Origin of the sequence: Endozoicomonas gorgoniicola (assembly GCF_025562715.2) — a bacterium.
GTDB classification, from domain to species: domain Bacteria; phylum Pseudomonadota; class Gammaproteobacteria; order Pseudomonadales; family Endozoicomonadaceae; genus Endozoicomonas_A; species Endozoicomonas_A gorgoniicola.
In genome coordinates this window covers 5,520,244-5,539,528 of the sequence record NZ_JAPFCC010000001.1, presented here as the reverse complement: position 1 = coordinate 5,539,528, position 19,285 = coordinate 5,520,244, and the positions used below count along the sequence as shown (strand labels likewise).

Here is a 19,285-nt window from a genome sequence, read left to right as displayed (position 1 = left end):
AGAACCGGGGTGTTGCAAAACCCGGCTTAGCGGGTCAGGCCACCACCACCGTAGCCCTTAAGATTGGATTTTTTCAGCAGTGATTCGTACTGGTGCGACATCAGGTGAGATTGCACCTGAGCCATGGTATCCATGACAACCACAACGACGATCAGCAAGCTGGTACCACCAAGATAGAAAGGTACGTTAGCCCAAACTACCAGGAACTGAGGTAACAGGCACACTGCTGTCATGTAGATGGCACCGAACATCGTCAGACGAGTCAGAACGCCATCAATATATCGTGCAGACTGCTCACCCGGGCGAATGCCCGGGATGAATGCACCAGACTTCTTCAGGTTGTCTGCCACGTCTTTCGGATTGAAGACCAGGGCAGTGTAGAAGAAGCAGAAGAAGACAATGCCTGCCGAGAACAGAATGATATTCAGAGGCTGACCCGGACCCAACGCCAAAGCGATGTCCTGAAGCCAGCCCATGCCTTCGCCCTGACCAAACCACTGCGCAATAGACGCAGGGAACAGCAGCAGGCTGGAAGCGAAGATAGCCGGAATAACACCCGCCATATTCACTTTCAGGGGCAAATGGCTGCTCTGTGCTGCAAATACTTTACGACCTTGCTGACGCTTGGCGTAATTGACAGTAATACGACGTTGACCGCGTTCCATGAACACGACAAAGGCGATTACTGCGATTGCAAGAAACGCAACTGTGAGCAATGCCAGAATGTTGATATCACCCTGACGGGCGGACTCGAAGGAACGCCCGATTGCAGTCGGCAGACCGGCGACAATACCAGCGAAAATCAGTATCGATATGCCATTGCCAATCCCTCTTTCGGTAACCTGCTCACCAAGCCACATCATAAATACGGCTCCGGTTACGAAGGTGACGACAGCCACCAGATAGAAACCGAAATCGGGATTGAAGGCGACACCCTGGTTGGCCAGACCTACGGTCATACCCATACCCTGGACGAACGCCAGACACACCGTCAGGTAGCGTGTATATTGGCTGATCTTGCGTCGTCCGGCTTCGCCTTCCTTTTTCAGTTGTTCGAGCTGCGGACTGACCACAGTCATCAACTGAATGATGATGGACGCCGAAATGTAAGGCATGATACCCAGTGCGAGTACAGACATGCGTTCCAGCGCACCGCCGGAGAACATGTTGAACAGACCAAGTATTGTGCCTTCATTTTGCTGAAACATTCTGGCCAGGGCATCTGGGTTGATGCCCGGGACTGGAATGTGCGCACCGATCCGATAAACCAGGATCGCCAAAAACACGAACTTTAAACGAGACCAGAGCTCGTTTAAGCCGCTTTGATTCCCAACAGGTAGTGTCTTAGCCATTTAGTCCTCGATCTTACCACCAGCAGCTTCGATCGCGGCGCGAGCGCCTTTAGTAGCTGCCAACCCTTTCAGGGTTACGGCTTTATTCAGTTCGCCGGACAGTACCACTTTAGCGCGCAGGATGCTACCGCCGATCAGGTTCGCAGCTTTCAGAGCAGCCAGGTCGATCACTTCGGATTCAACCTTGGCCAGTTCGTGCAAACGAATCTCTGCGGAGAAGCGAGCTGTACGAGAGGTAAAGCCGTACTTAGGCAGACGACGCTGCAGTGGCTGCTGACCGCCTTCGAAACCAGGCTTAACAGAACCGCCGGAGCGAGACTTCTGACCTTTGTGACCACGGCCACCGGTCTTACCCAGACCGGAACCGATACCACGACCAACGCGCTGGCGCTCTTTACGAGAACCTTCAGCTGGACTCAGAGTATTCAGACGCATGTTATTCTCCTTCGACCTTAACGAGGTAAGATACCTTGTTGATCATGCCGCGTACGGAAGGAGTGTCTTCCACTTCAACGGTGTGGTTGATGCGACGCAGACCCAAGCCACGGACGCAAGCCTTGTGGCTTTCGAGGCGACCGTTGGTGCTCTTAACGAGCTTTACAGTGATCATCTTCTTAGCCATGACTTAGTTCCCCAGAATTTCTTCTACGGACAGGCCACGCTTAGCTGCCACACCTTCAGGAGAACGCATGTCACGCAGGCCTTTAAAGGTCGCGTATACAACGTTAACCGGGTTGGTGGAACCGTAGCACTTAGCCAGTACGTTGTGTACACCAGCGACTTCCAGAACGGCACGCATAGCACCACCGGCAATTACACCAGTACCCTGGGAAGCAGGCTGCATGTAAACCTTGGAAGCACCGTGACGGGCTTTCACAGGGTACTGCAGAGTGTCACCGTTCAGGTCAACCTGAATCATGTTACGGCGAGCAGATTCCATAGCTTTCTGGATCGCTACTGGCACTTCACGCGCCTTACCACGACCAAAACCTACTTTACCTTTACCGTCGCCTACTACGGTCAGAGCTGTGAAGCCGAAGATACGACCACCTTTCACCACTTTGGCTACTCGGTTAACCTGTACCAGCTTCTCGATCAGACCTTCGTCGTTGTTTTGCGGTTTACGCTCATCTTTTGCCATGATGCCTACCCTCAGAATTCCAGACCGGCTTCACGGGCAGCGTCAGCAAGCGCCTTCACACGACCGTGATATTTGTAACCGGAGCGGTCAAAAGCAACCTTGGTAATGCCAGCAGCTTTAGCACGTTCTGCAACCAGAGCGCCTACTTTCTTAGCAGCTTCAACATTGCTGGTAGCTTCAGCACGCAGCTCCTTCTCGACAGTGGAGGCCGCAGCCAACACTTTGTCACCCTCAGGGGCAATCACCTGTGCATACATGTGCTGAGAAGAGCGGTGAACGGTCAGGCGGTTAACACCCAGTTCACGCATTTTCATACGAGCACGACGAGCACGACGCAGGCGAGCAGAGTTCTTATCCATCATGATGTCACCCTACCTTACTTTTTCTTGGCTTCTTTACGACGAACGTGTTCGTCGGCGTAGCGGACACCCTTGCCTTTGTATGGCTCAGGACGACGGAATTCGCGGATTTCCGCAGCAACCTGTCCAACCAGCTGCTTGTCGATACCTTTGATAACGACTTCAGTCTGGGATGGAGTTTCCGCAGTCACACCCTCAGGCATGGTGTAGTCCACTGGGTGAGAGAAACCAAGAGACAGGTTCAGGGTCTTACCCTTAGTCTGCGCACGGTAACCAACACCAACCAGCTGCAGCTTCTTCTCGAAGCCAGCAGTAACGCCGGTTACCATGTTGTTAACCAGCGCACGAGTGGTACCTGCCAGAGCACGGGAGTGCTTGGCGCCATCACGTGGAGCGAAAGTCAGGACTTTGTCTTCCTGACTTACGACAACATTCGCGTGGATGTTCAGATCCAGCTGACCTTTGGATCCCTTGATAGAGATGTTCTGGCCATTCAGCTTAACTTCAACACCGGCAGGGATTTCTACTGGGCTTTTAGCTACTCGAGACATATCAACCCTCCCTTAGAATACGGTGCAAAGGATTTCGCCACCAACACCGGCTGCACGGGCAGCGCGATCGGTCATTACACCTTTGTTGGTAGAAACGATAGCGATACCCAGGCCGCCATTGACCTTAGGCAGCTCTTCTTTACCGGTGTAAGAACGCAGACCCGGACGGCTTACGCGCTTCAGGTTTTCGATAACCGGCTTGCCTTCGTAGTATTTCAGGTCGATAACCAGAGATTTCTGGATCTCGCCTTCTACACGAAAGTCAGTAATGTAGCCTTCCTCTTTCAAGACTTTGGCTACTGCAGCCTTAACCTTGGAAGAAGGAATTTCAACAGAAGCATGTTCTGCCATCTGGGCATTACGGATACGAGTTAGCATATCTGCTAACGGGTCCTGCATACTCATTATCTATCTCTCCAGAAGATGAAACGCGCTTACCAGCTGGCCTTAACCAGACCTGGAACATCACCACGCATCGCTGCTTCACGCAGCTTGATGCGGCTCAGACCGAACTTGCGCAGGTAGCCGTGTGGACGACCTGTCACACGACAACGGTTACGCAGACGGGAGGAGCTGGCGTCACGTGGCTGCTTTTGCATTGCAACCAGTGCGTCCCAACGCTCGTCGTCAGAGCTGTTTGGGTGATTGATGATCGCCTTCAGAGCGGCGCGCTTCTCAGCATACTTGGCAACGGTGCGCTGACGCTTCAACTCCCGCTGCTTCATGGATACTTTAGCCATAAGCTCGTACCTTTATCAGTTACGGAATGGGAAGTTGAAAGCACGCAGCAGAGCACGGCCTTCGTCATCACTCTTGGCAGTAGTGGTCATGGTAATGTCCAGACCGCGCAGAGTGTCGATTTTATCGTAGTCAACTTCCGGGAAGATGATCTGTTCTTTAACGCCCATGCTGTAGTTGCCACGACCGTCAAAGGACTTCGGGCTTACACCACGGAAGTCGCGAACACGTGGCAGAGCGATGTCTACCAGACGTTCCAGGAATTCGTACATACGTTCGTCACGCAGTGTCACTTTGACACCGATTGGCCAGCCTTCGCGAACCTTGAAGCCAGCAACAGATTTGCGAGCTTTGGTTACTACTGCTTTTTGACCAGCAATCTTTTCCATATCGGAAACAGCGTGCTCGATGACTTTCTTGTCACCGATCGCTTCACCCACACCCATGTTCAGGGTGATCTTGGTGATGCGTGGTACTTCGTGAATGTTGGCCAGGCCCAGCTCTTCTTTGAGCTTGGCGCGGATTTCTTCACGGTACTTAGTCTTAAAATTTGCCATTCTATACCACCCCTTACGCGTCAACCGGCTTGCCAGTGGACTTGAACACGCGCTGCTTTTTGCCATCTTCAGAGATAGCGAAGCCAACACGATCAGCCTTGTCGGTTTCTGTGTTCAGGATCGCAACGTTGGAAGCCTGAATAGCAGCTTCTTTTTCTACGATTCCACCCGGGGTGCCCAACATTGGGTTAGGCTTCTGATGCTTCTTCATCATGTTGATGCCAGAAACAATCAGTTTACCGTCAGCACGAACGGTCAGCACTTTACCGCGCTTACCTTTGTCCTTGCCAGCGATTACGATGACTTCGTCATCACGACGGATCTTTTTCATTTCCTGCTCCCTTACAGTACTTCTGGCGCCAGAGAAATGATCTTCATGAACTGCTCACCGCGCAATTCACGAGTCACCGGGCCAAAGATACGGGTACCGATTGGCTGGTTGCTTGCGTTCAGCAGAACGGCAGCGTTGCCATCGAAGCGAATCAGGGAACCGTCTGGACGACGTACACCTTTTTTGGTACGTACCACAACAGCGTTCATCACCTGGCCTTTTTTGACCTTACCGCGAGGAATAGCTTCCTTAACGGATACTTTGATGATGTCGCCAATGTGGGCGTAACGGCGATGGGAACCACCCAACACCTTAATACACTGTACTCGACGAGCGCCGGAGTTATCGGCTACTTCGAGTTGAGATTCTGTCTGGATCATGCTTATTCTCCAAGCCCAAACTGCAGACTGGTACTCGCTAATCTGCGTAATGACTGACCGGTCACACAACACTGGTTGGTTAGTGCAACCGGCCATCCTGAAGCCATCTGGCGTGACAGCTAGAGGCTAACGTTACTCAGAGTCTGAGAACCCTGGCCTTATATTTGAGTAGCACGCTCATCAATGGAAACGAGTTCAAATGTCTTGGACTTAGACATTGGACGTGTTTCCTTGATGGTCACGATGTCGCCCATACGACATTCGTTGTTTTCATCGTGCGCGTGCAACTTGGTGGACCGCTTTACGATTTTACCGTACAGCGGATGTTTAACACGGCGTTCAATGAGGACAGTGACGGTCTTGTCCATCTTGTCGCTCACAACCTTGCCGGTCAGAGTACGGACTTTCTTGACTTCAGCCATCTTTAGATACCTGCCTTCTCATTCAGCACCGTCTTAATACGGGCAATGTCGCGCTGGTTTTGCTTCATCAGGTGAGTCTGATTCAGCTGGCCAGTCGCTTTCTGCATGCGGAAATTAAATTGATCCCGCAGCAGGCTGATCAGCTCTTCATTGAGCTGTTCAACGGTTTTTTCACGCAATTCAGCTGCTTTCATCACATCACGCTCCGCTTAACGAAGGTGGTCTCCACAGGCAGCTTGGCAGCAGCCAGAGCAAATGCCTCACGAGCCAGTTCTTCGGATACACCTTCCATCTCGTACAGGACACGACCCGGCTGGATCTGTGCTACCCAGTACTCGACACTACCCTTACCTTTACCCATACGAACCTCGAGAGGTTTCTTGGAGATAGGCTTGTCAGGGAAGACGCGAATCCAGATCTTACCACCACGCTTGATGTGACGAGTCATGGCACGACGAGCTGCTTCAATCTGGCGAGCAGTTATACGTCCACGACCAGTGGCCTTCAATGCGTATTCACCGAAGCTAACTTTGGAGCCGCGGTGTGCCAGGCCGCGATTGCGACCCTTTTGCTGCTTACGAAACTTCGTACGCTTTGGCTGTAACATTACCGCGCTCCTTACTTCTTAGGTTGTCTCTTCTTAGGACGCTTCGCTGGCTCCTTAGCCTGCTGTTCAACAGCCGCCATTCCGCCAATCACTTCGCCTTTGAAGATCCAAACTTTAACACCCAGAATACCGTAGGTAGTCTTGGCTTCGTAGGTAGCGTAGTCGATATCTGCACGCAGGGTGTGCAGAGGTACGCGACCTTCACGGTACCATTCGGAACGGGCAATCTCAGCACCGCCCAGACGACCACCGATCTGAACCTTGATACCTTTCGCGCCCAGACGCATAGCGTTCTGAACGGAGCGCTTCATAGCGCGACGGAACATGACACGACGTTCCAGCTGACCAGCGATAGACTGAGCAACCAGCATAGCGTCGAGTTCTGGCTTACGAACTTCTTCGATGTTGATGTGGACAGGTACGCCCATCATCTTGGTAACTGCCCGACGCAGTTTCTCAACATCTTCACCTTTCTTACCGATCACGATGCCTGGACGGGCAGTGTGAATGGTAACTCGAGCACTCTGCGCTGGACGCTGAATGTCGATACGGCTTACGGAAGCGTTCTTCAGCTTCTTCTGCAGGAATTCACGAACTTCCAGATCAGAGATCAGCTTGTCAGCATACTCTTGACCTTCAGCAAACCACACAGATCTGTGAGGTTTTACGATGCCCAGTCGAATCCCGTTAGGATGTACTTTTTGACCCATCTGATCGCTCCTTAGACCTCTGCAACCTTAACCGTGATATGGCAAGACCGCTTGAGAATGCGATCAGCGCGGCCTTTGGCACGCGGACGAATACGCTTCATAGTCATCGCTTCATCTACATAGATGGTGGAGACTTTCAGCTCATCAATGTCCATGCCTTCGTTGTGTTCGGCGTTTGCAATAGCAGACTCCAGAACCTTCTTAACCAGCTCAGCAGCCTTTTTCGGGCTGAAAGCCAGCAGGTCCAGGGCTTCGCTTACTGCTTTACCGCGAACCTGGTCAGCAACCAGACGCGCTTTCTGGGCAGAAATGCGAGCGCCTTTATGGATAGCAGCTACTTCTTTCATTTCTTACCTCTTAGCGCTTCTTGGCTTTTTTGTCCGCTGCGTGACCGCGATAGGTGCGGGTAGCAGAGAACTCACCCAGCTTATGGCCGACCATGTCTTCGGTGACGAAAACCGGAACGTGCTGACGACCGTTGTGAACAGCGATGGTCAGACCTACCATAGTAGGGATAATCATAGAGCGGCGAGACCAGGTCTTGATCGGACGCTTGTTGCCGCTTTCAGCCGCATCTTCGACTTTCTTCAACAGGTGAAGGTCGATAAATGGGCCTTTTTTCAATGAACGTGGCACTGTCGAATCCTCTCTCTAGGCTTACTTAGCGCTGCGACGACGTACGATCATTTTGTCCGTACGCTTGTTGGAACGAGTCTTACGACCCTTAGTCGGAACACCCCATGGAGTCACTGGGTGACGACCACCGGAAGTACGACCTTCACCACCACCATGCGGGTGATCTACCGGGTTCATGGCAACACCACGAACGGTCGGACGAACACCGCGCCAGCGCTTGGCACCAGCTTTACCCAGAGAGCGCAGGTTGTGCTCACTGTTGGAGACTTCGCCCAGAGTGGCGCGACAGTCAGCCAGAACTTTACGCATTTCACCGGAACGCAGACGCAGGGTTACGTAGGCACCGTCACGGGCTACCAGCTGGGCAGAAGCACCAGCACTGCGAATCATCTGCGCACCTTTACCTGGCTTCAGCTCTACACAGTGTACGATGGAACCCTGAGGGATATTGCGCAGTGGCAATGTGTTACCCGCTTTAATAGGCGCATCGACACCGGAGTACAGCTCGTCACCAGCTTTCACACCCTTAGGTGCGATCACGTAACGACGCTCACCGTCCATGTATTTCAACAGGGCGATGTGTGCGGTACGGTTTGGATCGTATTCCAGACGCTCAACAACAGCTGGGATGCCGTCCTTGTTGCGCTTGAAGTCTACGATACGGTAATGCTGCTTGTGACCACCACCACGATGACGGGTTGTGATACGACCAGCATTGTTACGACCACCGGACTTGCTCTTCTTCTCTACCAAAGGCGCGTGTGGGCGACCTTTGTGCAGGTCAGGGTTTACGACCTTGACGACGAAGCGGCGACCCGGAGAAGTCGGCTTGCATTTAACTACGGCCATCCTTTAACTCCTTATTCCGCGTCCGCAAAGTCGATTTCCTGACCTTGCTCCAGGCTAACGTAAGCTTTCTTCCAGTCTGAGCGCTGGCCCATACCGAAACGTGTACGCTTAGTTTTGCCTTTAACAACGGCAGTGCGAACAGAATTGACGCTTACTTCAAACAGCTGTTCAACAGCTTTTTTGATTTCAAGCTTGGTGGCGTCCTTAGCTACCTTGAAGACGTACTGGCCGTGTTCTTCAGCAACTACGGTCGCCTTCTCGGAAATGTGCGGACCAAGCAGAACTTTGTAGATACGTTCCTGGTTCATCCCAGCATCTCCTCGAACTTCTTGATGGCTGCCACAGTCATTACAACTTTTTCGTGGGCAATCAGGCTTACTGGATCAATGCCTTGCACGTCGCGGGCATCCACGTGAGGGATGTTGCGAGTAGCCAGGTACAGGTTCTGGTCGACTTCTTCAGAAACGATCAGACCTTTTTCAACATTGAGTTCTTTCAGCTTTGCGACCATCTGTTTGGTCTTAGGAGTTTCGGCGTTGAAGGATTCAACAACAACCAGACGCTCCTGACGAACCAGCTCAGACAAGATTGCACGCAGAGCACCGCGGTACATTTTCTTGTTCAGTTTTTGAGCGTGATCCTGTGGTTTAGCAGCAAATGCTTTGCCGCCCCCGCGCCAGATTGGGCTACGGATAGTACCGGCACGTGCACGACCAGTACCTTTTTGACGCCAAGGCTTGCGTCCACCGCCGCTTACTTCGCTGCGGGTTTTCTGAGCACGGGTACCCTGACGAGCGCCAGCCATGAAAGCAACTACTGCCTGGTGAACCAGAGCTTCGTTGAATTCAGTGCCGAAAGTCACGTCAGAAACTTCTACCGTACCTGCACCTGTTACATTCAGTTCCATCATCAATCCCCTCAGGCGCTCGCTTTAACAGCCGGCTTAACGATAACGTCAGCGCCGGTCGCACCTGGAACTGCACCTTTGATGAGCAGCAGGTTACGTTCAGCGTCAACACGAACGATTTCCAGAGACTGTACAGTCACTTGTTCAGCACCCATGTGACCAGCCATCTTCTTACCTTTGAAGACGCGACCAGGGGTCTGACACTGACCGATGGAACCAGGAGCACGGTGAGACAGAGAGTTACCGTGAGTAGCGTCTTGCATATGGAAGTTCCAACGCTTAACGCCGCCCTGGAAGCCCTTACCTTTGGACTGACCAGTAACGTCTACTTTCTGACCCTGTTCGAACAGGTCTACACCGATCAGCTGACCCAGCTCAAAGCTGGCATCTTCTTCGGTGCGGAATTCCCACAAACCACGACCAGCTTCAACTTTTGCCTTAGCAAAGTGGCCAGCTTCTGGCTTGATGACACGGCTGCTTTTCTTAGCACCAGTTGTCACCTGAATTGCGTTGTAACCGTCTACATCCAGAGTTTTAACCTGGGTAACACGGTTAGGATCAACTTCAACTACAGTGACTGGTACAGAAGCACCGTCTTCTGTGAAGATACGGGTCATGCCGCACTTCTTGCCGACTAATCCAATAGTCATTTCAACCTCTCTCGTGTACGGGGCTTTCACCCACTATGGCCGCCCATTGCAGAGCGTTACACAAAAGCTTGTGCACACTGGAATGGCGCCCTAAGCCGCAATTAACCGAGACTGATCTGCACTTCAACGCCGGCTGCCAGGTCCAGCTTCATCAGTGCGTCAACGGTTTTTTCGGTGGGCTCGATAATGTCGAGAAGACGTTTATGGGTACGGATCTCATACTGGTCACGCGCATCTTTGTTTACGTGAGGAGAAATCAGTACAGTAAAACGTTCTTTTCGTGTTGGCAGAGGAATTGGACCACGCACCTGAGCACCAGTACGCTTCGCAGTATCAACGATTTCCTGCGTGGACTGGTCGATCAGACGATGGTCAAAAGCCTTCAGGCGAATGCGAATTTGCTGAGCTTGACTCATCTTGTTCTAACCATATCAATAAAGAACTAGGCCCGGCGATCATTGTCGCCCGGACAAAAAGGACGCAGCATTGTACTAAGCACATAACTATGAGTCAACACAAGGGCTAACCCCATTGTTAAAAAGAAGAGCCTGTTCATCTGCGCATTCAAATTCCGGAATTATAATAACGGGAGAAATGAACAAACAAGATACGGACAAGTGCCTGAATTAGATGGAATTTTACTTCCTTCTTTTTTGTTAATTACGCCCGGACGTAAATAACCAACTCGCCCCTTCATCAAAAAAGGCAAACCGACAACCATCGAACCCTGAAATAAAAAAACCCCGGACCTTGTTATTAACAAGGCCCGGGGTTTTTATAGGGTGAGTTCAGATCACGAACTATTAGCGTTTGCCAATTAGTCCAGGATCTTAGCTACAACACCAGCACCTACAGTACGGCCACCTTCACGGATAGCGAAACGCAGGTTGTCTTCCATTGCAACTGGAGTGATCAGCTCAGCAATGAAGTTGATGTTGTCGCCTGGCATTACCATCTCAACGCCTTCTGGCAGCTCGATGTTACCGGTCACGTCAGTAGTACGGAAGTAGAACTGTGGACGGTAGCCCTTGAAGAATGGAGTGTGACGACCACCTTCATCTTTGGACAGGATGTACACTTCAGCTTCGAACTTAGCGTGTGGAGTTACAGAACCTGGCTTAACCAGGCACTGACCACGCTCGATTTCTTCACGCTTGGTACCACGCAGCAGACAGCCAACGTTCTCACCTGCACGACCTTCGTCCAGCAGCTTACGGAACATTTCAACGCCAGTTACGGTAGTCTTGGAAGTTTCCTTGATACCGATAACTTCTACTTCTTCACCAACAGTGATGATACCACGCTCAACACGACCGGTTACTACAGTACCACGACCAGCGATGGAGAATACGTCCTCGATTGGCAGCAGGAATGGCTGATCGATAGCACGCTCTGGCTCTGGGATGTAGGAATCCAGAGTTTCTACCAGCTTCTTAACAGCAGTAGTACCCAGTTCGTTTTCGTCTTCGCCGTTCAGGGCCATCAGAGCGGAACCAGCGATGATTGGAGTGTCGTCGCCAGGGAATTCGTAAGTGTCCAGCAGCTCACGGATTTCCATTTCAACCAGTTCCAGCATCTCAGCGTATTCTTCAGAATCAACGCCGCCGCAGTCTTCAGCCAGCAGGTCAGCTTTGTTCAGGAATACAACGATGTTAGGTACACCAACCTGACGGGACAGCAGGATGTGCTCACGAGTCTGAGGCATAGGGCCGTCAGTCGCGCCACATACCAGAATAGCGCCGTCCATCTGAGCAGCACCGGTGATCATGTTTTTAACATAGTCAGCGTGTCCCGGGCAGTCTACGTGCGCGTAGTGACGTTCGTTAGAATCGTACTCTACGTGAGCAGTAGAGATGGTGATACCACGCTCACGCTCTTCAGGAGCGTTATCGATCTGATCGAACGCTTTCATCTCACCGCCGAAAACTTCAGCACAAACGCGAGTCAGCGCAGCAGTCAGGGTAGTTTTACCGTGGTCAACGTGACCGATGGTGCCGACGTTTACGTGCGGCTTCGTACGTTCAAATTTTTCCTTAGCCATTTCTCTTAACCTTTGATTCAATGGTTCTGGGTAACAGTCAAAGCCCGCATTCTAGCAAATCAAAACGACTGCCAAAATGCGGAATTCAATCAACCCTGGTTCTTGATGACCGCTTCAGCAATGCTGTTTGGCGCCTCAGCATACTCGGAGAATTCCATTGAGTATGTTGCACGCCCCTGAGTTGCTGAACGCAGATCTGTGGCGTAGCCGAACATTTCACCCAGCGGCACCTGAGCATTGATAGTCTTGCCGGACGGCGTATCATCCATGCCCTGAACGATACCGCGACGACGGTTCAGGTCGCCCATAACGTCACCCATGTAGTCTTCTGGTGTTACCACCTCGACCTTCATCATAGGCTCCATCAGCACAGGCTGAGCCTGTGGCGCATATTTCTTCAGCGCTTGTGAAGCAGCGATTTTAAACGCCATTTCGTTGGAGTCAACATCGTGGAAAGAACCGTCGTACAGACGCGCTTTCAGACCCAGCAGCGGGTAGCCGGCGATAACGCCGTTTTGCATCTGTTCTTCGATACCTTTCTGTACAGCCGGGATGTATTCACGAGGAATAGCACCACCCACGATTTCGTTAATGAATTCCAGACCCTCTTCGCCACCTTCGGCAGGAGAGAATTCAATAACAACGTGACCGTACTGACCGCGACCACCCGACTGCTTGGCAAACTTGTGGTTCGCGTCCACAGAGGACTTGATCTTTTCACGGTAAGCTACCTGAGGCTTACCAATGTTAGCTTCCACCTTGAACTCGCGACGCATACGGTCAACGAGGATATCGAGGTGCAGCTCACCCATACCGGAGATAATGGTCTGACCAGTCTCTTCGTCGGTCTTAACCTGGAAGGAAGGATCTTCCTGAGCCAGCTTACCCAGAGCAATACCCATTTTCTCCTGGTCAGCCTTGGACTTAGGCTCAACCGCAACAGAGATTACAGGATCAGGGAATTCCATACGCTCCAGGGTAATAACGCTATCCATGGAACACAGGGTGTCACCGGTGGTTACGTCTTTCAGACCGATCAACGCAACGATATCGCCCGCAACACACTCTTTCAGCTCTTCACGGGTGTTGGCGTGCATCTGCACCATACGACCAACACGCTCACGCTTGTGCTTAACAGGGTTGTATACGGTATCACCGGACTTGAGGGTACCGGAGTAGTTACGTACGAACGTCAGAGTACCAACGAATGGGTCGGTAGCAATTTTGAACGCCAACGCCGAGAACGGAGCGCTATCATCAGCTTCACGGGTTTCAACGGTATCCTTACCGTCATCCAGGATACCTTCGATTGCTTTAACTTCTTTTGGAGAAGGCATCAGCTCGATAACAGCATCCAGTACAGCCTGTACACCCTTGTTCTTAAACGCAGAACCACCGAAGACAGGGATGATTTCGTTCGCCAGTGTACGCGCACGGATACCAGCCTTGATCTCTTCCTCAGTCAAAGTACCTTCTTCCAGGTACTTTTCCATCAGCTCTTCAGTCGCTTCTGCAGCTGCTTCCATCATGTACTCGCGCATTTCGTCGCAAGTATCCTGAAGGTCAGCAGGAATATCTTCATAGGTGAAAGACATACCCTGGTCAGACTCGTTCCAGATAATGGACTTCATCTTAACCAGGTCAACAACACCTTTAAACTCGTCTTCAGCGCCGATGGTCATCTGCATTGGCACAGCGATTGCGCCCAGACGCTCACGCAGCTGCTCAACCACCATAGTGAAGTCAGCACCGGTACGGTCCATCTTGTTGACGAATACCATACGTGGCACTTCGTACTTGTCAGCCTGACGCCATACGGTTTCAGTCTGAGGCTGTACGCCGGAGGAACCACACAGCACAACAACTGCGCCGTCCAGTACACGCAGGGAACGCTCTACTTCGATAGTGAAGTCAACGTGTCCGGGTGTGTCGATAATGTTAATGCGATGCTCATCAAACTGAGCATCCATACCACGCCAGAAACAGGTGGTAGCCGCAGAAGTAATGGTAATACCACGCTCCTGCTCCTGTTCCATCCAGTCCATGGTGGCAGCACCATCATGAACTTCACCAATTTTGTGACTCAGACCAGTGTAGAACAGTACGCGTTCAGTGGTCGTTGTCTTACCCGCGTCAACATGGGCACAGATACCAATGTTGCGATAGCGGTTGATCGGGGTTTTACGGGCCACGACTCAATCCTCTGATACTTAGAAACGGTAGTGAGAGAACGCCTTGTTCGCTTCAGCCATGCGGTGCACGTCTTCACGCTTCTTGACAGCAGCGCCTTTGTTCTCAGCTGCGTCCAGCAGTTCGCCCGCAAGGCGCAGTTCCATAGACTTTTCGCCACGCTTACGTGCCGCGTCTACCAGCCAGCGCATTGCCAGGGCAGTACGACGAGCCGGACGAACTTCTACAGGCACCTGGTAAGTAGCACCACCCACACGGCGGGACTTTACTTCTACCATTGGCGCAATGGATTCCAGAGCTTTTTCGAATTGCTCCAGCGGATCCTTGTTAGAGCGCTCCTGAACCTTATCCAGCGCACCGTATACGATTTTTTCCGCTACGGATTTCTTACCGGAGATCATCACGTGGTTGATGAACTTGGTCAGGGTTTTGTTACCAAACTTAGGATCTGGCAGCACGTCGCGCTTAGCGACTACGCGTCTTCTTGGCATTGATAAGCCCTCATTTCGGTCTTCAGGCAGTCCGGAATAGATCCGGCCTTACTCTTATCAACCTACTGTTAAATTCTTTGTGCAACGGGGCACAGCATTTTCGGCAAAAGAGCTCAGGACTCTTTTAAAACGGCTGAACCAGCAGTCTCTTAAGGCTTTAACCTTAGGACTTAGGCTTCTTAGTACCGTATTTGGAACGACCCTGCTTACGGTCGTTAACGCCCTGAGTGTCCAGGCTACCGCGAACAGTGTGGTAACGAACACCTGGCAAGTCTTTTACACGACCGCCACGGATCAGAACAACGGAGTGTTCCTGCAGGTTGTGACCTTCACCACCGATGTAGGAAGTCACTTCGAAACCGTTAGTCAGACGCACACGACATACTTTACGCAGCGCAGAGTTAGGCTTCTTAGGAGTAGTAGTGTATACGCGAGTACAAACACCGCGACGCTGTGGGCAAGCTTGCAGCGCAGGAACGTCGGTCTTTTTGACCTTGCGCTTGCGTGGCTTACGCACCAGCTGGTTAATAGTTGCCATTCAGCGAACTCCAGATTATTTCTATATTCGAGCTATTGAGGTCGAATGTTGCTGTACCAGAGGATTTGCACAGTTAATTCGGTCTTCAAACAGCAAAAGCCGGTATAAAACCGGCCAGAGCTACCCCGGTCGATCATAGACCAAGGGTAAAATAAAGCTGCGAAATTGTACGGAAAGCGGGAAATGGCGTCAAGTATCAGTATTCAAAGTTTACAGCTCGGAGACTAACCATAAAGGCTACATTTTACGCTATTTTATTAACGGGTTGTTTTTAATAAAAAAATGCCGAACAGTGTCGGCATTTTTTATTGGGTGAGAATGTCAATTAGCCTGCATTTCAAAGTGACCAGTCATCATTTTGGTCGCTCAAACTCTCCGGCCCCAGGCTATGTAGCATTACTTCAGCTCTCTTTCGCAATGCGATTTCAAGCGCATTGCGTGGATCCTCATTTCTTAATGAAAGCTGTTTAGTAAGCTGCACATTTGTCAAAGTTCCCTTTTCATAATGAGGGTTCTTCTTATGAAACTCCTTAAGAGCTTTCTTTGCCTCATCCAGCTCCCTCTTGTGGACATTTTCAACACCTTTGTCATCTGAGCCTTTTTTCAAAAGACCCTCCAGACGAGCAACCTCGTCTTTAAGAGAGTTCAGCTGTCTGTTGAGAGACCTCTGGCTTGCCTCCAGTTCTTTACGCCTCAGCTCTTCTGGCTGGATCGTTTCACTGGAAAGGCGAGGACTGTTATTTTTTACCTTTCCCCCTGCATTTTTTATCTCATCTATCAAACCCGGGGTTGCTTTCTTTTCAGAATTATTTCCTCCAAGGTTACCAGTTGTGTCCCTACCGGTTTTCTTCAGTAACACCGTTGCAGGGTTGAAGTCAGGCAGCCTCACACCACTAGTCGATGCTCTGGCAGCCGACTTTTGCTTAATCGCAGTCTCAGGTTTTTGCCCAGCCACCTCAGTTTTTTTATTGTTGGCCGCTGCCCTATCCTTGGGAAGTGGCGGTAGCGGTGGCGGTGGCGGTGGCGGCGGTGCTGGCGCTGGCGTTGGCGCTGGCGCTGGCGCTGGCGTTGGCGTTGGCGGTGACGGTGACGGTGACGGTGGAAGGTTATTCCCTGAGAATGCACCAGACTCCTCCTGATCACTTAAACGACCTCTTTTTATGAAAGCCTGACTAAGTTCCGCAGTAAGACTTTTATCATTAACCCACTTCGATGGCACGAACTTACCGTAATTACCTGGTTTATCAAATTCATCACGCTGAGCATCAAAATCCCTACACAATCGACTAATATTTGCCGTGGTTTCTTTCAGCTCCCTGTCATAATACTGCGCATAGCCTGTCCACTGAGAAAGTACCGAGCCAGTGGCTTGAAAAAGCTCTCCAGACGCTGCCTGACCTTCAATCCACTTTTCAATACGCTTCAAAGCTTCATCAGTGGAAACAATATTTGGTTGCTGAATCAATTCTGCTGCAAACTGGTTAATAGCCTCCTTCGCCTTTTCCGATTGCTCTATATTCTTGCCTGCCTCTCGAAGGTCGTTGATATAAGTGCTACAGCTGCGAACCAGGCTAACGTATTCTTTATTAACAGGATTGGTGCAAGGAATAAGTGGAAGCGTTTCTGCCATGCCTTTAAGCAAACCGCCTGTATCAATGTCTGGAATTCCAGCCAGCTGGTCGCGGATAATACCCGCAGACTCTTCAGCCGGGAGACCCGCCTCCATAAGAGTATTCAGGGTCTGCCAGTAGGAACGGTCAAATTCATTACTACTGCCAACGCTCTCCCTGAAGGAATCGAGAGCCTTTACCAGTCCATGCCGCTTCTGCGATTGATCAGCGCAAGAATCTCTCAGAGAGGTAAGTTCTGCAATGATCGCAACAAAAGCTTTTCCGTCAAGCTTTGTTATTACGTCTGGTTTAGCCTTTTGAATTTCTTGTAAGTGCTTTACGGTATGACCCAGCTCTTTTGTCCTGTTAGCTATGTAATCACAGGATGACTTAGCCTGTGTGCCGGCGCTATCTCTCCAGTCATACGCCTTTGTATTCAAATGCCCAAGGATGCCAAGGATGGCTGCCGGGCTGTTAACACCACCATCTACACAGGCTGTAATGATCTTGTTCAAACAGGCATCAATATCTCTTTGAACAGCTTGAGCAGACTCTGAATCCGATGATTTGCGCAAAGCCAGGCCTGATAACTCTTCTTCATACTCATTGAGATCCATCAGGTACGGATTTTCTTTAGCCCATACTGCCAGCTTGTCATTCAAAGCTATCAGCTCAGATACCAAATAACGATTGGTTTGTTCCAGAGGCTCAAAGCTTGACTCAAATCCTGCGGCTTCAGCCAGAGCATTGATTTTATCAATTGCGCCACCAGCATTCTTTTGAACCGAGCTTGCCAGTAGATCAGCCCCCTCTACGGAACGAAGACCATAACCAACATCGTCAAAAGAATAGACAGTCCCGTTATCTTCTGGTTTATGCAATGCCGCAACCTTTTTTCCAAGATTTTCTTGCATGTGTTCAGGAAGTTCATCAAAGCTTATTGAGGACTGGTGTTGATAATCAGGACTCCTGGAGTCCGTCTTCTGACCATTTTTTTGCTCAACTTCATACCTCATAGCCATTTGATTGAGAATATGTGGAATGCCGGTTTTGATTGTACGGTTTTTCCTGCGTGCCACTTCAATCTGAGCATTTAACGACTGCTCACAAATAGTGTTCAACTTACTTTTAACGCTTTCATTCATAGGGTTCAAAGACATGGACGCCAAAAGGTGTGCGCCCTTAACCCCTTCTTTGTTATTTGGAAAGCTTGCTATCAACTCTTTAACTGTTGAATCAAACAGGGCAGAATCACCCAGATCCTGTTGTACTGCTGAATCAAGCCTGAACAAAACTTTCAAGACCTTTTCATAGTCTTCTATCTCCACATCCGCTTTAATAGCGTCGATATGGGCAGCCAGCCTCTGTGCGTTTTGACTTATCTTCAGGTAAGTATCACGAGCAAAGTAAGTGGAATCGCCTTCAACCACCTGCTTTTTGACTTTTGTTGCCTGACTTACAAGGTATTGAGTAATCCCTTTGGATGTTTCTGCTACCTCAGAACCAGCAACCACCGCTGAAATAACAGCATTTTGAATTTTTTCTTGTATATTTGATCGATCTTCTGCTGAATCACTCCTGAAAAGCCTTTGATTAACCACTGCATTATTAAGACCTGTACAAGTCTCTTTTGCCACCTGCAGGGCTTTACCCTTGTTTTGTGAAGCCCACTCATCCAGCAGAATCTTCAAGTCTGAAAGCTCTTTAATGGTGCAGTCTTTAGATATCTTACGGGTCGGTAGTGAAACGCGCTTTCCCAGTTCCCCGCTAAAAGTTGAATATTCATCAGCGAAAGTTTTCATATAACCCATCACTCGCTCAGCAGCTGGGCCACTTCCTTCTACAGTGTGTGTTCCCCAAACCAGGCCTGGAGCGCGCTCAACATATTTAAGTTCTCCCTTTTCAGAGCTATAGCTGGCGGAATAATTACATAAACCATCTCTCTGAGATTTATCAAGCTCTTCCCATCCTTTTCCAAAGTGCTCTGAAGCAAATTGGTTAAGCATTTTACCTACTGGTGTGTCAAATGTGTGCATTTTTGAGACTCCTTTCTCATGTCAGCAATCCTTATAATTCATTCTGCAAAAAACCCTGTGGATTCAACGATTTCGACCTGGCGATCAAGGAATGAATTAAAAAACTGTCCATTTAATCATTAACATTTATGACAGGCGCTTCTGCATTTAGTTCAAACCAGTCGCTCCAGCTTTCTGGCCAATTTATCC

General features: G+C 50.4%; 27 protein-coding genes. All 27 read right to left on the bottom strand.

Going from position 1 to position 19,285, the window contains the following annotated elements; genetic code table 11:
- Window positions 1–26: 26 nt before the first annotated feature.
- Window positions 27–1,352, bottom strand: coding sequence for a preprotein translocase subunit SecY (secY, locus tag NX722_RS24920; protein WP_262565554.1), 1,326 nt, complete (start codon window positions 1,350–1,352; stop codon window positions 27–29).
- Window positions 1,353–1,787, bottom strand: coding sequence for a 50S ribosomal protein L15 (gene rplO, locus NX722_RS24915; protein WP_262565553.1), 435 nt, complete (start codon window positions 1,785–1,787; stop codon window positions 1,353–1,355).
- Between the two features lies 1 nt (window position 1,788).
- On the bottom strand, window positions 1,789–1,974 hold the full coding sequence (rpmD, locus tag NX722_RS24910; RefSeq protein WP_034877920.1) for a 50S ribosomal protein L30: 186 nt from the start codon (window positions 1,972–1,974) through the stop codon (window positions 1,789–1,791).
- 3 nt (window positions 1,975–1,977) lie between these two features.
- Window positions 1,978–2,493: a 30S ribosomal protein S5 gene (gene rpsE / locus NX722_RS24905; RefSeq protein ID WP_262565552.1), complete on the bottom strand. Its 516-nt coding sequence runs from the start codon at window positions 2,491–2,493 to the stop codon at window positions 1,978–1,980.
- An 11-nt stretch (window positions 2,494–2,504) separates the two neighbouring features.
- The gene (gene rplR, locus NX722_RS24900; protein ID WP_262565551.1) at window positions 2,505–2,855 is read right to left on the bottom strand and encodes a 50S ribosomal protein L18; all 351 of its coding nucleotides are present in this window, start codon (window positions 2,853–2,855) and stop codon (window positions 2,505–2,507) included.
- A 14-nt stretch (window positions 2,856–2,869) separates the two neighbouring features.
- Window positions 2,870–3,403 (bottom strand): 50S ribosomal protein L6, encoded by a 534-nt coding sequence (rplF, locus tag NX722_RS24895; RefSeq protein ID WP_262565550.1) that lies wholly within the window; start codon window positions 3,401–3,403, stop codon window positions 2,870–2,872.
- A gap of 12 nt (window positions 3,404–3,415) precedes the next feature.
- A complete protein-coding gene (gene rpsH, locus NX722_RS24890) occupies window positions 3,416–3,808 on the bottom strand; it encodes a 30S ribosomal protein S8 (protein ID WP_034877916.1) in 393 nt (130 codons plus the stop codon).
- A gap of 29 nt (window positions 3,809–3,837) precedes the next feature.
- On the bottom strand, window positions 3,838–4,143 hold the full coding sequence (gene rpsN, locus NX722_RS24885) for a 30S ribosomal protein S14 (protein WP_034877915.1): 306 nt from the start codon (window positions 4,141–4,143) through the stop codon (window positions 3,838–3,840).
- Between the two features lie 15 nt (window positions 4,144–4,158).
- Window positions 4,159–4,698 carry a 50S ribosomal protein L5 gene (rplE, locus tag NX722_RS24880; protein WP_034877914.1) on the bottom strand — a complete coding sequence of 180 codons (540 nt, stop codon included), beginning with the start codon at window positions 4,696–4,698 and terminating at the stop codon, window positions 4,159–4,161.
- 13 nt (window positions 4,699–4,711) lie between these two features.
- A complete protein-coding gene (gene rplX / locus NX722_RS24875) occupies window positions 4,712–5,029 on the bottom strand; it encodes a 50S ribosomal protein L24 (RefSeq protein ID WP_262565549.1) in 318 nt (105 codons plus the stop codon).
- Between the two features lie 11 nt (window positions 5,030–5,040).
- The gene (gene rplN / locus NX722_RS24870) at window positions 5,041–5,409 is read right to left on the bottom strand and encodes a 50S ribosomal protein L14 (RefSeq protein WP_034877912.1); all 369 of its coding nucleotides are present in this window, start codon (window positions 5,407–5,409) and stop codon (window positions 5,041–5,043) included.
- A 158-nt stretch (window positions 5,410–5,567) separates the two neighbouring features.
- On the bottom strand, window positions 5,568–5,831 hold the full coding sequence (gene rpsQ, locus NX722_RS24865; protein ID WP_034877911.1) for a 30S ribosomal protein S17: 264 nt from the start codon (window positions 5,829–5,831) through the stop codon (window positions 5,568–5,570).
- Window positions 5,832–5,833: 2 nt separating this feature from the next.
- Window positions 5,834–6,025: a 50S ribosomal protein L29 gene (rpmC, locus tag NX722_RS24860; RefSeq protein WP_262565548.1), complete on the bottom strand. Its 192-nt coding sequence runs from the start codon at window positions 6,023–6,025 to the stop codon at window positions 5,834–5,836.
- Window positions 6,025–6,438, bottom strand: a complete 414-nt coding sequence (gene rplP / locus NX722_RS24855) for a 50S ribosomal protein L16 (RefSeq protein ID WP_034877909.1) — start codon at window positions 6,436–6,438, stop codon at window positions 6,025–6,027. The genes rpmC and rplP overlap by 1 nt, the downstream gene beginning before the upstream one ends.
- An 11-nt stretch (window positions 6,439–6,449) precedes the next feature.
- Entirely contained in the window at window positions 6,450–7,148 is a 699-nt protein-coding gene (gene rpsC / locus NX722_RS24850) for a 30S ribosomal protein S3 (protein ID WP_262565547.1), read from the bottom strand.
- Between the two features lie 11 nt (window positions 7,149–7,159).
- Window positions 7,160–7,495, bottom strand: a complete 336-nt coding sequence (rplV, locus tag NX722_RS24845) for a 50S ribosomal protein L22 (RefSeq protein ID WP_034877907.1) — start codon at window positions 7,493–7,495, stop codon at window positions 7,160–7,162.
- A 10-nt stretch (window positions 7,496–7,505) separates the two neighbouring features.
- Window positions 7,506–7,784 (bottom strand): 30S ribosomal protein S19, encoded by a 279-nt coding sequence (gene rpsS / locus NX722_RS24840; protein ID WP_034877906.1) that lies wholly within the window; start codon window positions 7,782–7,784, stop codon window positions 7,506–7,508.
- A gap of 21 nt (window positions 7,785–7,805) precedes the next feature.
- On the bottom strand, window positions 7,806–8,633 hold the full coding sequence (gene rplB / locus NX722_RS24835; protein WP_034877905.1) for a 50S ribosomal protein L2: 828 nt from the start codon (window positions 8,631–8,633) through the stop codon (window positions 7,806–7,808).
- A gap of 11 nt (window positions 8,634–8,644) precedes the next feature.
- Window positions 8,645–8,941: a 50S ribosomal protein L23 gene (rplW, locus tag NX722_RS24830; protein WP_034877904.1), complete on the bottom strand. Its 297-nt coding sequence runs from the start codon at window positions 8,939–8,941 to the stop codon at window positions 8,645–8,647.
- Window positions 8,938–9,540 carry a 50S ribosomal protein L4 gene (gene rplD, locus NX722_RS24825; protein WP_262568718.1) on the bottom strand — a complete coding sequence of 201 codons (603 nt, stop codon included), beginning with the start codon at window positions 9,538–9,540 and terminating at the stop codon, window positions 8,938–8,940. Before rplD ends, rplW begins: the two co-directional genes overlap by 4 nt.
- A gap of 11 nt (window positions 9,541–9,551) precedes the next feature.
- Window positions 9,552–10,190 carry a 50S ribosomal protein L3 gene (rplC, locus tag NX722_RS24820; protein ID WP_262565546.1) on the bottom strand — a complete coding sequence of 213 codons (639 nt, stop codon included), beginning with the start codon at window positions 10,188–10,190 and terminating at the stop codon, window positions 9,552–9,554.
- A gap of 101 nt (window positions 10,191–10,291) precedes the next feature.
- On the bottom strand, window positions 10,292–10,606 hold the full coding sequence (gene rpsJ / locus NX722_RS24815) for a 30S ribosomal protein S10 (protein ID WP_034841731.1): 315 nt from the start codon (window positions 10,604–10,606) through the stop codon (window positions 10,292–10,294).
- Between the two features lie 401 nt (window positions 10,607–11,007).
- Window positions 11,008–12,231, bottom strand: coding sequence for an elongation factor Tu (gene tuf, locus NX722_RS24810; RefSeq protein ID WP_262565545.1), 1,224 nt, complete (start codon window positions 12,229–12,231; stop codon window positions 11,008–11,010).
- An 89-nt stretch (window positions 12,232–12,320) separates the two neighbouring features.
- Window positions 12,321–14,423: an elongation factor G gene (fusA, locus tag NX722_RS24805; RefSeq protein WP_262565544.1), complete on the bottom strand. Its 2,103-nt coding sequence runs from the start codon at window positions 14,421–14,423 to the stop codon at window positions 12,321–12,323.
- An 18-nt stretch (window positions 14,424–14,441) separates the two neighbouring features.
- The gene (gene rpsG / locus NX722_RS24800) at window positions 14,442–14,912 is read right to left on the bottom strand and encodes a 30S ribosomal protein S7 (RefSeq protein ID WP_034877899.1); all 471 of its coding nucleotides are present in this window, start codon (window positions 14,910–14,912) and stop codon (window positions 14,442–14,444) included.
- A 163-nt stretch (window positions 14,913–15,075) separates the two neighbouring features.
- Entirely contained in the window at window positions 15,076–15,450 is a 375-nt protein-coding gene (gene rpsL / locus NX722_RS24795; protein WP_034841716.1) for a 30S ribosomal protein S12, read from the bottom strand.
- A 337-nt stretch (window positions 15,451–15,787) separates the two neighbouring features.
- The gene (locus tag NX722_RS24790; RefSeq protein ID WP_262565543.1) at window positions 15,788–19,096 is read right to left on the bottom strand and encodes a hypothetical protein; all 3,309 of its coding nucleotides are present in this window, start codon (window positions 19,094–19,096) and stop codon (window positions 15,788–15,790) included.
- Window positions 19,097–19,285 lie beyond the last annotated feature (189 nt).